This window comes from Thalassospira povalilytica (assembly GCF_002844235.1).
Taxonomy (GTDB): domain Bacteria; phylum Pseudomonadota; class Alphaproteobacteria; order Rhodospirillales; family Thalassospiraceae; genus Thalassospira; species Thalassospira povalilytica.
The window spans coordinates 152459-165206 of the sequence record NZ_PGTS01000007.1; the positions used below are offsets into that span (position 1 = coordinate 152459).

The window sequence follows — 12748 nt, forward strand, 5'->3', positions numbered from 1 at the left end:
GATCAGCCCTCATTACGGTTGTTCTGGGCTGGTCTTGGGCGCAGCTGGGCGCTGTTGGGCAAGTTGGCAGCCGATATTCCCTGACGGGCGGATTGCAGTTCCTGTGCCTTCAAAAGAAGATCGCGGACAATCGGACCGGCGACACTGGATCCACCGCCGCCATGTTCAACCACCACCGTACAGGCATAGCGCGGATTGTCGACCGGGGCGAAGGCCACAAACAATGCATGGTCGCGATATTTCCATGGCAATTCATCATTGCCCAGAACGCCCGTGGTCTGGCGTTCGCGCATGGTGATACGGCGCACCTGGCTGGTGCCACTTTTGCCAGCCATTTCCATGCCCTTGATCTTGATCCTGGCGCCATGGCCGGTGCCGCGCAATTCGTTGGTCACACCGTTCATGCCGTCGCGAATACGCGCCAGATTGACACGGCTGACCTGAAGGTCGGGGAATTCTTCTGCTTCGCGGCTGGTGACACCTTCGGGTGTTACATGATCGCGTGTCAGATGCGGTCGCACGGCCTTGCCCGATGCCAGACGTGCGGTCATGGTGCAAAGCTGAAGCGGGGTGGCCAGAACATATCCCTGACCGATCGAGGCAATCAGGGTTTCACCACCCTGCCAACGTTTGCCAAGCTGGATTTCCTTCCAGTCCTTGGTCGGGATCAGGCCGCTGCGTTCATTGGGAAGATCAATGCCGGTTTCTTCGCCCAGGCCAAGCTTGTGGGCCATAGCGGCGATCCGGTCGATGCCGATCTTTTGCGAGATTTCATAATAATAGACGTCGCAGGAATGCTTGAGCGAGTCATGCATGTTCATCCAGCCATGACCACCACGTTTCCAGCAATGGAACCGGGCATTGCCAAGATCAAGATGGCCGCTGCAGAAGAATTTCTGATTGGGCGTGATGATCCCGGCCTCAAGCCCGGCAAGGGCGACGCACATCTTGAAGGTCGACCCGGGCGCATAGGTCCCGTTCACTGCCTTGTTCGACAGCGGCGCATAGGTATTGTTGACCAGACTGTTCCAAAGCTTGTGGGAAATGCCGTTGGTAAAGGCATTCGGGTCATAGCTTGGATGAGATGCAAGGGCCAGGACTTCGCCATTATGGATGTCCATGACAACGGCCGATGCGCTTTCCTGATCCGAAAGGCGCTGATTGGCATAGCGCTGCAATTCAAGATCAAGCGTCATGACGACCGTATTGCCGCTTTCGCCTTCTTCGCGTTCAAGTTCGCGGATCACACGGCCAAGGGCGTTGACTTCGACCTGACTGGTGCCCGCCGTTCCGCGCAGGGCAAGGTCATAGACCTTTTCAACGCCGCTTTTGCCAATGGTAAAGCCCGGCAGTTCAAGCAGCGGATCACCGGTAAGTTCCTTTTCCGAAACCGCAGCAACATAGCCCAGGGTGTGGGCCAGATGCGGGCCTTCGGGATAGTCGCGTGACCGCCCGGCATCAATGATCAGTCCGGGAAGATCGGGCGCATTGACGCCAACACGGGCAACTTCATCCCAAGTCAGATTGTCGCGCACAGTCACCGGCACAAAGGATCGGCGGCGCGAAACATCACGTTCGACCCGTTCGATGGTATCGGGGCCAAGTTCAATAATCTGATCAAGGATTTCAAGCGTGCGGCGCACATCAGGCGTCTGTTCGCGGACGATCATGATGTGATAGTTCTGCCGGTTCACGGCAAGCGGTGCGCCGAACCGGTCGGTCACAAGCCCGCGTGGCGGCGGCAACAGCCGGTGGGAAATGCGGTTTTCATCAGCCAATGTCCGGTAGCGGTCGCTTTCAAGGACCTGAAGATAGTACATCCTTGCGGCCAGCCCCGTCAGCAAAACACCCTTGCCAGCACCCAGCATAAGGGCACGTCGGGTGAACATTCTGAACCTGTCTGAATCGCGATGCCACATGGGCGAAGAATACCTGTCTTTTCTAGGCGAACCGTTGCAGTGCGAAACTGCTGATTTTTGCCCGTTTTATCCCGGTTGGAAGGGCTTGGAAACCATCTTGTTCAAGCATATCCGATAGCCGTTGCCAAAACATCAATTTTGCACGGAATTTCGAAGGACACCCGATGCCCTAAACATAGCGCAGCAGGCTGTTTTGCGCGCGCGCCAGAACCCAGGCAACAATCGGAAACAGCACAGCGGTCAGTACATAGCTGATCATGGTTGCCTTGATCGGCAACAATGCGCCAATCAGGGCGGAACTCAGCAACCACTGGATCAGCAGGGCCGGTATCGCCACCAGGGCAAAGCCCCACCACATGACGCTGAAGGGCTTGTTATGGAAAAAGCGTCCCTGACTTGCCGAGCCGGTCTGTACCAGAAGCAAAACCAGCGGGCTTACGCCAAGCGGCAACCCCATCAGAAGATCCTGAAGCAGGCCCAGCAGGAATGCCGCCACCGCTGTCAAAAGATCGGGCCGGTTCACCGACCAGTAAAACACCGCCATAAGGGCAAGCGCCGGTGATGCCGTGGACAGCAACGGCACACTGATTGGCAAAAGGTTGATCAGCAGAAGGACGAAAACGCTGAATGCCGGAAAAAGACCACGTGCGATGACGTCCAGTCGTTGCCAGACGCCGGGCTTCACGGAAGTTCCCCTGCCGGCGGTTTCTGTGCGGACGGGGCGGGTTCAGCCGGCGCTGCGGGCACCACGCCAACCCCGGCCGGAATTTCGGGCGACAGTTGGGTGGCATTGGTATTTACCGGTGCCTGGCTGTCGCGGATGCGCTTTTCGCTCAGGATACCTTGCAGGCCGTAATCGGCAACACGCAGATATTCAAGCTGATGGCGACGGAACAGCGGGGCGACACGAACGGCATTTTCCGATACCGATGACACGACACCGATCGGAATGCCCGGCGGGAATGCGCCGCCATGGCCCGATGTCAGAATGCGATCACCCGGTGCAACGGCCGCATCGGCGGTCAGGAATGTCAGAAGCGGACGGTTGGTGTTGTCACCAGACAGGAACGCACGGTCACGGGAATTTTCGACAATGACCGGCACGCGCGAATTGATATCGGTGATCAGAAGAACGCGCGATGCCTGATATCCGGCTTCTGCGACGCGTCCAACCAGACCTTCGTCGGAAATAACGGCTTGTCCCTTGGCGACACCGTCACGCGAACCGGCCGAAATCATCACACTATGGGCATAGGCCCCGCCCATATCGGCGATGACACGCGCTGTCACAAGATGCAGGGCAGGCGGATTGGTGTAATGTGCGAGTTCACGCAGGCGCACATTTTCATGCGAAAGATTACGGGCGGCTTGCTGCCAGGCCAGCAATTGCTGGTTTTCACGGCGCAGGCGTTCGTTTTCTTCGTAAAGATGGGCCAGATTGTAAATCTTGTCGGTCAGCTCGTTGATGCTGGCCGCCGGGCGGGAAACAACATTCATGACCGGGGATACGAGATCGGCAGATGCCGCACGGATACGTTCAATCAGAACCGTATCGGCCTTCCCCAGAAGCATCAGCCCGAAAGCTGTGAATATCAGCAATATGAAAGCGAAGCGGTGAAGCGCCGTGCGTAACGGCGAAAAGATTCGCTGCTGCGGACCGCCATGCTGTGCCAATGTATTCCCCGCGATTTCCCAAAAGTTCGTCTTGTATCCCCAACGGGATATTCAACCATAACGAAATCACCGAGTCGCGTCCAGTACGGATACGACCCGGTGATGATATTTCAGGCCAAAATTTTAGTATGCTGTGTGCAGAACGTTGCGCAGCATCTTTTTCTCTTCGAGTGCGCGACCGGTACCCAGTGCAACACAGGAAAGAGGATCGTCCGCGATCGAGACCGGAAGGCCGGTTGCATGACGCAGCACATAATCAAGATTGCCAAGCATCGCGCCACCGCCGGTCAGGACGATGCCCTTGTCGACGATATCTGCTGCCAGTTCCGGCGGGGTCTGTTCAAGTGCGACCTTCACAGCCTCGATAATGGCTGAAACCGGTTCTGCAAGGCTTTCTGCGATCTGGCGTTCGGAAATCAGAAGTTCTTTCGGAACACCGTTCATCAGGTCGCGGCCACGGATTTCAACCGTTGCGCCATCACCATCATCGGGTGCACAGGCCGAACCGATTTCCTTCTTGATGCGCTCAGCAGTGCTTTCGCCAACCAGAAGGTTATGGGTGCGACGGATGTAAGCAATGATTGCTTCGTCCATCTTGTCGCCACCAACGCGTACCGAACGTGCATAGACGATACCGCCCAGCGACAGAACGGCAACCTCGGTGGTGCCACCGCCGATATCAACAACCATCGAGCCGGTCGGCTCGGTCACCGGAAGACCGGCACCGATTGCAGCGGCCATCGGTTCGTCAATCAGCCAGACCTTGCGTGCGCCGGCACTTTCAGCACTTTCCTGAATGGCGCGGCGTTCAACTGCGGTCGACCCGGACGGTACGCAAATGATGACTTCCGGGCTGGCAAAGTTGCGACGGTTGTGAACCTTGCGGATGAAGTGCTTGATCATTTCTTCGGCGATATGGAATTCCGCAATAACGCCGTCCCGCAGCGGGCGGATCGCCTGAATGTACCCCGGGGTACGACCGAGCATCTGTTTGGCTTCTTCACCAACCGCAAGGACCTGTTTCTTGCCTTTTTCGTCGGTAATGGCCACCACGGACGGTTCGTTGAGGACGATGCCACGCCCCTTAACGTAAACCAGTGTGTTCGCGGTGCCCAAATCCACCGCCATGTCGGAGGATAAAACCCCAAGAAGCTTGGAAAACATTCCTGCCCTATGCCCCGGTTAATAGTAAAATCTTGAATGCGAATGTACCGGCTTTGATAGCGCAAGGAACAAGCCGATGCACGAATAATCTGCGCAGGGGATTGAGGAATAATTAAGGCGCGTAAATTTCCTGAAATAAGGGTGGAAAAACATGATCAGGAATATGGTCTTGGCGGATAAATTCAATTTTCTCTGTTTTTGGTGATTACCCCGGATTGGGACAGGAATTCTGTCACAATGCTGACAACCTCCGGGCTTTTTTCTGGTGCGACCACTTTACGAGTCGCTTGTTTTTCAACTGTTTCACCATTTCCGATCAGCTCGAAACGGACCAATGCACGCGCAGGTGTCAGGTCGCGATCCATCCGCCATTGGCACCAGGCCGGCGGGTTGAACGGATCACCGCGCAGCGCGATCAGAAGACTTGGCGCAAAATTGTTCATTTCCGACATGCATTGCGGGCGCAACCCGATCAGGGCGCGAAACCGTGCGGCAAAATGTTTGGCATGACCATCACGATAAATCGCCAGTTGAGCCGCGCCGCCACCATATCCATACCCGAAAATGGCAATCCGTTCAGGGTCGATGTCAGGCTGCTCTGCAAGATAACCAAGCGCGCTTAGCCCATCAAACGCCCAATAGGTCAGACCGTGTTTGGGATTTCCAAGTGACCCTTCGCTGCAATAGGCCTGCGATGGATGGGCGCGGTTTGGTGATATCACCAGAATACCGATGCCAAGATCGCGCAGGACATTGATCCAGTCTTCCGGAAAGTGATCATCGCAATCAGGAAGGGCTACGATTGCAGGGTGGCGGTCTGCGTCGGGAATGTCCGTGCCGATCTGAGGCGGGGGATAATAGAGGCCCGGAATATCGGCCTGCAGGCTGTTATCAATGGCGGGAAGTGTTTTCCCGGCATCGGATAACCGTTTGCGCAGCCCGCTTTGCGGATAGGGCAGGGCGGGAACCAAAACGGTGTGTGGCTGATGGTTTGTTGTGTCACTTGAAGCTTGGCTGATGGTGGTGACACAGATCGACATGGTCGCCATCACAGCAGCGATCCGTAACAGGATGTTCCCGTATCGTTTGAATGTGCCCGACATGCCATCACCTGATCCGGCTTTCTGGTCAGGATCAAGGATACCACATGGCGGCAGCGGGCAAAATAGCGGGCAAAACAGCTGGCAAAACAGCGGGCCGGGGCAATGCCGGTCCAACGGATCAGGATGCAATGTCGCAAGACATATCGAACCGCGATGAACCGGGACAACCCGGCGTTCGTGACCAGCAAAGAAAAGGGGCGGCGAAAACGCCACCCCCAATGTCTTGTCAGGCAATAAAGCCGATCAGGATGCCATGGCGTCCGGGGCGGTCTTCTTGCTTTTCTCGATCAGTTTGTTCACAGCGGTCACATAGGCCATGCAGGACGCAACAACGGTGTCGGTGTCCGATGCATTGCCAACCACAGTGCGGTCTTCGCCGTCAAGCTTGACGGTGACGGTGCCCTGGGCGTCCGTGCCCTCGGTTACGGCATGAACCTGATAGAGTTTCAGGCGCCAGTCATGCGGATAGATTTCCTTGATCGCGTTGAAGGTCGCGTCAATCGGGCCGTCACCGGTGGTTTTGGCCGTGCGGATTTCACCATCGACATTCAGTTCCAGTTCCGCGGTCTGCGGACCTTTGGAACCACAGGTCACGGTCAGGCCAACGAATTTGATATGTTCATTGTCGCGCATGCCGTCATCGACCAGGGCGACGATGTCATCGTCATAGACTTCTTTTTTCTTGTCAGCCAGATCCTTGAAGCGGGCGAATGCGTCTTCGATGGCGTTGTCGCCCAAATCGGCAAAGCCCAGCTCCTTGAGCTTCTCACGGAAGGCATGGCGACCGGAATGCTTGCCCATGACCAGGCTTGATTTGTTCAGGCCGATCGATTCCGGCTTCATGATTTCATAGGTTTCGGAATTCTTCAGGAAGCCGTCCTGATGGATGCCGCTTTCATGGGCGAAGGCGTTGGCACCAACGATCGCCTTGTTTGGCTGTACGACAAAGCCCGAAACGGCCGAAACCAGACGCGATGCATTCATGATCTTGGTGCTGTCGATCCCGGTGGTGAAGGGGAAGGCGTCGTTACGGGTATTGATCGCCATAACGATTTCTTCGAGTGCGGCGTTGCCCGCGCGTTCACCCAGGCCGTTGATCGTGCATTCGATCTGACGGGCCCCGGCATTGACCGCCGAGATCGAGTTGGCAACCGCCATACCCAGATCGTTATGGCAGTGAACCGACAGGATCGCCTTGTCGATGTTCGGAACCCGGTTAAACAGCATGGTCATCAGATCGGCATATTCGGTCGGGGTGGTGTAACCGACCGTGTCCGGGATGTTGATGGTGGTTGCACCGGCATTGATCGCAGCTTCGACGCAGCGGCACAGGAAGTCATGTTCGGTACGCGAACCGTCTTCTGCCGACCATTCGACGTCATCGGTGAATTTGCGCGCCAGCGTGACGCTTTCGATGACCTTTTCCAGAACGCGTTCCGGCTCCATCTGCAATTTGTATTTCATATGCAGCGGGCTGGTGGAAATGAACGTGTGGATACGTTTGTTTTCTGCGGGTTCCAGCGCCTCGGCAGCGCGTTCGATGTCGCCCTTGGCCGCGCGGGCCAGCGAACAGATGGTCGGGCCTTTGACCTGTTTGGCGATCTCGTTGACGGACTGGAAGTCACCATTCGATGCGATGGCAAATCCGGCCTCGATCACATCGACCTTCAACTCAGCCAAGGCATTCGCCACGCGCAGCTTTTCATCAAGCGTCATCGACGCACCCGGGGACTGTTCACCGTCACGCAGGGTGGTGTCGAAAATGATGACGCGATTGTCGTTTGCACTAGCCATTATATTGTTTCCTGATCAAGCGGGCCTTGCCCGGTATGTAAATTCTGTCTGGAAGGAGTGCGGGCCGTCTGGCGCGACTTTATTCCCCTGAGCTGCGGCAAATGGATCGACAATGTGTCCTGTGATCCGGGCCGTCATATTACGCTCAGGGGCGCGTAAGTCGTAGCGAGCCTAGGGCTGCAAGACCAATAAGACCGAGTAGAAGGTTTAGGGCAGACAGCACAAAGGCGCCCGAAGCATCGGCTTCGGCGCGATCGGCATATGCATCAATGTTGCAAATGTCTGCGGTCATCGGTCTTCATCAATTGGCTTGGGTGCCAGTCTTGGCTGGCGATGTCCCCAATTTCGTCGGACGACCCGCCGGGGTCAAGTAATTTTTGTACCTTTTGGCTTCTTTTTGGGGTGGAATTTAGCGGGGCGGCAAAAGCAGGGGGCAAAAGCAGGCTGTATTTTCCCGGTTCCAAAGGCTTTCCGGCACAGATTTCAGGGAACCTGATTGCGCTTTGTGACGGGAATGAAGCCATGCCAAAAAGACGCTGGTCGGCAATCGCCTTATCGGGTAGTGGTTTTGTCTGATCCTGCCATGCCCCAAAAATGGCGATCAGAAATGCGCACCACACCAAGCCACAGGAACCTTTGATGGTCAGTCTATCCTTGATCGGGGCCTTTATCCCGACGGCCTTTTTTGTGTCGATTACGCCGGGCATGTGCATGACCCTTGCCCTGACGCTTGGCATGACCATCGGTCTGCGCCGTACCCTTTGGATGATGGCGGGCGAACTTGTTGGCGTCGGGATTGTGGTGGTGGCATCCGCGCTCGGTGTTGCGACCGTGATGTTGCAGTATCCGGCCGTTTTTGCGGTTTTCAAATATGTCGGTGGTGCGTATCTGGCCTGGCTGGGCATTCAGATGTGGCGTTCACGCGGGCGTATGGCACTATCGGCCGAGGTCGACGGGGTCAAGACAGCGAAGGCAACCGCCCTTATGGCGCAGGGATTTGTGACCGCCATTGCCAACCCCAAAGGCTGGGCCTTCATGATTTCATTGCTGCCGCCATTTATCAGTCTTGAACATGCCATCGCGCCGCAGCTGTCGGTTCTGGTGGCGATCATTCTGGTGACCGAACTGATTTGCATGACCCTGTATGCCACCGGAGGCCGGTCGTTGCGCCGGTTCCTTGAAAAAAGCGGCAATGTACGGGTACTGAACCGGGTGGCCGGAACCCTGATGATCGGTGTCGGCATCTGGCTTGCCAGCAGCTAAGCCGGATTTCGATCACGGGCGGGCCAAATGCGCTTGCCCCTGTGCGTGACGCTGCATCGTATCTGTTAATGTTTGTTTTGTGGTTCTGCAGTAACCATATGTAATCAAACAACTGTTACAGGATGTGCGGCATGCGCGAGATACGCTGTATCGTTTTTGAAGATGGCGAACTGATCAAGGCGCTGGTGGCGCATGGTCGGCGCACGGGAAAGTCGCTGCCGCCGGGCCAGATCAGCAGTTTTGAAATCGAACGATCAAAAGAAGTCGTCGCCCGCATGACCATCACCTCGGATGAGGGGCAGAAAACCGTCATCCCGACATCCGGTGCGCAGCTTGCCGCAGCGATGATTGCCTATTGCATTGATCGCAAGGTCCCGGTACCTGCACATGCGGCCAAATCGATTACCGTGATTGATGATCACGTTGCCCTGAAAATCACCATGGCAGGGGACTGACCGTTGCCCCAAGATTGGGCTTGCCAGGTCGCATCGGGCAGCAGTCAGGAAAAAAGGCGCGAATTTGATTTCGCGCCTTTTGTGTATCCGAACCGACGGGGTGGGGTTACCACTGCATCATCTTGCCCTTGAGCGCGCCCATGCGTTCATCTTCGTTCTTGAAGCTGTGCTGTTCGGCCACGCCATCCTGCACCTTGGTCATCAGAAGCCATTCCTTGACCTTCATGAAGCGCGGGGCAAGGAACTGATAGGTTTCCTTGACAAGCCTTACAGCCGCCGGACCACGTTCAAGCTGAAGGTCTTCCCACAGCTCGATCAGGGGTTGCCATGCGCGCAGGCGTTTGTGCAGGTCATCACGTTTGCTGCGGATATATTGGCGCTGGGATGTGAAGTTGCGCAGCACCGACATGATTTCCCCGGTATTGGCATCAAGTTCGTCAAATGTCGTTTCGAACTTTTTCTTGGCATCATCAAGCAGGCGGATGGCCTGGGTGACGGTTTCAAGAACGCCTTTTTCGTGGGCATAGATGCGGCGCAGTTCCTGCAACTTGCGATCAACCATCAGGATCTTGCGGTATTTCACGCGCAGCGTTTCGATATAGGACAGCTCGTCTGCGACCTGATGGACCAGATTGACGACTTCCTCACGGTTGTTCTTGCCAAGGCCAAGCTTTTCGGCAACTTCGTCAAAGGCCTGGTTGATCTTTTTCTTGGTGTTGGGGTCCTCGGCGATCTGCATCAATTCGTCCGGGTCGGTAATGAGTTCCTCACTGCCGGACATCCAGGTGACGAGCTGCATGGTAATACGGTTATAGGCAATCGCCTGATGTTCTTCGTCGACTTCCCAGGATGCTTCGCCGGTCAGAACCTCAAGCGGCAAATTGTCGCCGGGGCGCAGCACGTTGATAAAATTCAGGGCCTTGTCGATCAGGCTGATCAGATCGCCATCTTTGGATTCCGGATCGATATCGAATTCACGGCAGATGGCCTTAAGCGGCAATGACACAACAGATCCTTCTGCCATTTTAAGGACAAAAAGAGCTTCGTCTGAAATATCAGACTTCTGAAAGTGGCATTCTTCGAACGTTTTGAAAATCTTGTGTTCAAGTTCGATCTTACGTTCGGTCTTTGGTGTCTTCATATGGTTGCTCCGCCCCGCAAAGCCTTTGCACATGTATGTTGTGCATAACAGGGACGATTATAAGGGCTCGAACCTGCTGATTTTGGCCTGTCAGGACACGTGTGTTGGCTCGGTGTCTTTACCTGTTGATTATGTGCCCCGGTTTTCTCTTGTGTCAGAGATTTAATGACCCGGAACGTTTGTTTAGTGCCTGTTTATGCGTATGACCTACTGCAGGACACAGGTGTTTCTACCATCCTGTTTTGCGAGATAAAGAGCCTTGTCCGCGCGATCAACAAACTCAAGTATATTCTCCCCTAGTTGGTAGGACGTCAAGCCAATAGAAACGGTTAACTTACCGAAATCTTTGCCTGTTTTTTTGTTTATAATCCGCTGGTTTGACACGTTTTCACGCAGCTTGTTTGCCAGTTTTTCAGCGTTTTCACGTGTTGTATCGGGCAAGATGACCGCGAATTCTTCGCCGCCATATCGCGCGACCGTATCTGCGCCTTTGGTCGAACGTACCAGTACCCGCGAGACCGCCTTGAGAACCCCGTCACCGGCCCGGTGCCCGAAATTGTCGTTGAATTCCTTGAAATGGTCGATATCGATCATCAGCAAGGTCAAGGGGGCACCGGTTTCCATGGTCGAGGTCACGGCTTCGCGAAGCGAGCTGTCAAAATTCTTGCGGTTGGCAATGCCGGTCAGCGTATCGGTCAGGGCGTCACGGCGCACCAGTTCCAGTTCGGTTCTGACCCGGCGGACTTCCTTGTGATATTCTTCAAGGCTGCCATTGAAGGTGCCGTAACAGTCGCGTGCCTTGTTCGATGTGCCCGACAACTGGCGGCTGACCGAACGGGCATCTTCAAGGGTGATGTCATCGGCCAGAAGCCGTTGGGATGCGGTATCGAATTCGCCACAGAACTGTTCGGTGTCGCGCATGACCGAATTCACGGCTTCTTCGACGCGTTCAACCGCTGCCTGAAGGCCTTCGACCCCCTGGTTGATATGCTGTTCGACCGCGTGGGTGCCCAGATATTTGTGGTAAATCCGGTAAACGGTTTCTTCGTCCAGTTCCTGCGTGTTGCGGATCAGGACCTTTACCAACTGGCTGAGTTCGGGAATCTCGTCTGACAAATAGCTGTAAAAAACGTGATAAACCTGAGGTGTCGGCTGCAGGTTAAGCTCGTTTATCAGCGCCATGGCGTTTTGCGCAATGTCACGCGGGTTTGCGATCTTGGTTGTCGCTGTCACTTACTGTATTCCGATCCGAAAGTCGTTCCCATTCAAGTATTTTCGGTGTCCCGGTCGCGTTTGCTGCATCTTATGGTCTGATGCATTGATCTTGTGAATTCGCATCCATTTGATGTGTTTTGGATTCATTGTTCCATAATCAAACCAATTCAGGGGCAATGTCACGTGAAACCGTCCCCGAAAAAATGACAAAATCAGACATTTCTTTTCATCTGGTCCGTAAGTTACTGCGACATAACAGCTTATTTCATTGCGCCCGAATAACCGCCATTTGGCGCAACAGGATGTGCCGATCTGAAATTTGAATTCACGCGGGTTCCAAGGCGGATCGGCATTCGGTACGCAGGGAAAAGTCACAAGGATCAGTCGCCTATATGATTTGCCTGTATTGAATATGCGGTTCGATGAAAAAAAATATCCCCATGATATAATTGCATTCTTGCATCTGGAACCGTTGCGAGAATTCGTCGTGAAGATTGTTTTATCTAGGGGTGATGTGTCCTTGCGGGATTTTCAACCGCACGAAATCATGCATTTTGCCGGTGACATCAGACGGCGAAAAAAGAACTTCATACATGAATCCATTGCACTAAGCCCAAATTTCGCGTAATTGTTGAAACGATGCAGTGCATCTTTCATGCGCGTGGTTGCTTCCTGGTTGATGGTGATCATGCTCTTAATGGGTGTGTTGCAGGGACTGTTTTCTTGCATCTCCTTACTTCGGGGATGCGCCTACTAAACTAAGGACGACTACGGATATGGCTACCGGAACGGTTAAGTGGTTCAATGCGACCAAGGGTTATGGCTTCATCACCCCTGACGAAGGCGGAAAAGATGCATTCGTGCACATCACCGCAGTTCAGCGTGCTGGTCTGCAGGGACTTGATGAAGGGCAGAAAATTCAGTTTGAGCTGATTGAAGGTCGCAATGGCCGCATGTCGGCAGAAGAACTCGCCATTCTCTAAATTTCTATCTGGCTTGCAGCTTTTTTGCTGACAACCG

The 12748-nt window shown here is 54.7% G+C and carries 12 protein-coding genes; 3 read left to right on the top strand and 9 right to left on the bottom strand.

Annotated features, from left to right (window positions below):
• Nucleotides 1-2: 2 nt before the first annotated feature.
• From mrdA to CU041_RS20735, 7 genes are all read right to left on the bottom strand, one after another.
• Nucleotides 3-1919 carry a penicillin-binding protein 2 gene (mrdA, locus tag CU041_RS17535; protein ID WP_068517104.1) on the bottom strand — a complete coding sequence of 639 codons (1917 nt, stop codon included), beginning with the start codon at nucleotides 1917-1919 and terminating at the stop codon, nucleotides 3-5.
• Nucleotides 1920-2088: 169 nt separating this feature from the next.
• Nucleotides 2089-2604: a rod shape-determining protein MreD gene (mreD, locus tag CU041_RS17540; protein ID WP_068517105.1), complete on the bottom strand. Its 516-nt coding sequence runs from the start codon at nucleotides 2602-2604 to the stop codon at nucleotides 2089-2091.
• Nucleotides 2601-3593: a rod shape-determining protein MreC gene (mreC, locus tag CU041_RS17545; protein WP_101247879.1), complete on the bottom strand. Its 993-nt coding sequence runs from the start codon at nucleotides 3591-3593 to the stop codon at nucleotides 2601-2603. The genes mreD and mreC overlap by 4 nt, the downstream gene beginning before the upstream one ends.
• 123 nt (nucleotides 3594-3716) lie before the next feature.
• Nucleotides 3717-4757, bottom strand: coding sequence for a rod shape-determining protein (locus CU041_RS17550; RefSeq protein WP_008892088.1), 1041 nt, complete (start codon nucleotides 4755-4757; stop codon nucleotides 3717-3719).
• Nucleotides 4758-4939: 182 nt separating this feature from the next.
• Nucleotides 4940-5860, bottom strand: coding sequence for an alpha/beta hydrolase family protein (locus CU041_RS17555; RefSeq protein WP_101247941.1), 921 nt, complete (start codon nucleotides 5858-5860; stop codon nucleotides 4940-4942).
• Between the two features lie 243 nt (nucleotides 5861-6103).
• Nucleotides 6104-7654: a 2-isopropylmalate synthase gene (locus CU041_RS17560; protein WP_101247880.1), complete on the bottom strand. Its 1551-nt coding sequence runs from the start codon at nucleotides 7652-7654 to the stop codon at nucleotides 6104-6106.
• A 266-nt stretch (nucleotides 7655-7920) separates the two neighbouring features.
• Entirely contained in the window at nucleotides 7921-8361 is a 441-nt protein-coding gene (locus tag CU041_RS20735) for a hypothetical protein (protein ID WP_170310288.1), read from the bottom strand.
• 4 nt (nucleotides 8362-8365) lie between these two features.
• Between CU041_RS20735 and CU041_RS17570 the strand changes: the two genes are divergently transcribed.
• Nucleotides 8366-8917, top strand: coding sequence for a LysE family translocator (locus CU041_RS17570; protein WP_233433164.1), 552 nt, complete (start codon nucleotides 8366-8368; stop codon nucleotides 8915-8917).
• 131 nt (nucleotides 8918-9048) lie between these two features.
• Nucleotides 9049-9372 carry a hypothetical protein gene (locus tag CU041_RS17575; RefSeq protein ID WP_068517175.1) on the top strand — a complete coding sequence of 108 codons (324 nt, stop codon included), beginning with the start codon at nucleotides 9049-9051 and terminating at the stop codon, nucleotides 9370-9372.
• Between the two features lie 106 nt (nucleotides 9373-9478).
• Here the strand turns inward: CU041_RS17575 and CU041_RS17580 are convergent, their stop codons facing one another.
• Together CU041_RS17580 and CU041_RS17585 are read right to left on the bottom strand one after the other, a co-directional pair.
• The gene (locus CU041_RS17580) at nucleotides 9479-10513 is read right to left on the bottom strand and encodes a hypothetical protein (protein WP_068517109.1); all 1035 of its coding nucleotides are present in this window, start codon (nucleotides 10511-10513) and stop codon (nucleotides 9479-9481) included.
• A gap of 207 nt (nucleotides 10514-10720) precedes the next feature.
• A complete protein-coding gene (locus tag CU041_RS17585; RefSeq protein WP_101247882.1) occupies nucleotides 10721-11746 on the bottom strand; it encodes a GGDEF domain-containing protein in 1026 nt (341 codons plus the stop codon).
• Nucleotides 11747-12504: 758 nt separating this feature from the next.
• Between CU041_RS17585 and CU041_RS17590 the strand changes: the two genes are divergently transcribed.
• Nucleotides 12505-12711 (top strand): cold-shock protein, encoded by a 207-nt coding sequence (locus tag CU041_RS17590; protein ID WP_008892097.1) that lies wholly within the window; start codon nucleotides 12505-12507, stop codon nucleotides 12709-12711.
• The last annotated feature ends 37 nt before the right edge of the window (nucleotides 12712-12748 follow it).

Bases quoted from the DNA above. Each gene is read 5' to 3' on its own strand.
- CU041_RS17570 (WP_233433164.1), top strand. From the start codon at position 8,366: ATGACCCTTGCCCTGACGCTTGGCATGACCATCGGTCTGCGCCGTACC.
- CU041_RS17550 (WP_008892088.1), bottom strand. From the start codon at position 4,757: ATGTTTTCCAAGCTTCTTGGGGTTTTATCCTCCGACATGGCGGTGGAT.
- CU041_RS17590 (WP_008892097.1), top strand. From the start codon at position 12,505: ATGGCTACCGGAACGGTTAAGTGGTTCAATGCGACCAAGGGTTATGGC.
- CU041_RS20735 (WP_170310288.1), bottom strand. From the start codon at position 8,361: ATGCCCGGCGTAATCGACACAAAAAAGGCCGTCGGGATAAAGGCCCCG.
- mrdA (WP_068517104.1), bottom strand. From the start codon at position 1,919: ATGTGGCATCGCGATTCAGACAGGTTCAGAATGTTCACCCGACGTGCC.
- CU041_RS17580 (WP_068517109.1), bottom strand. From the start codon at position 10,513: ATGAAGACACCAAAGACCGAACGTAAGATCGAACTTGAACACAAGATT.
- CU041_RS17560 (WP_101247880.1), bottom strand. From the start codon at position 7,654: ATGGCTAGTGCAAACGACAATCGCGTCATCATTTTCGACACCACCCTG.
- CU041_RS17555 (WP_101247941.1), bottom strand. From the start codon at position 5,860: ATGTCGGGCACATTCAAACGATACGGGAACATCCTGTTACGGATCGCT.
- CU041_RS17575 (WP_068517175.1), top strand. From the start codon at position 9,049: ATGCGCGAGATACGCTGTATCGTTTTTGAAGATGGCGAACTGATCAAG.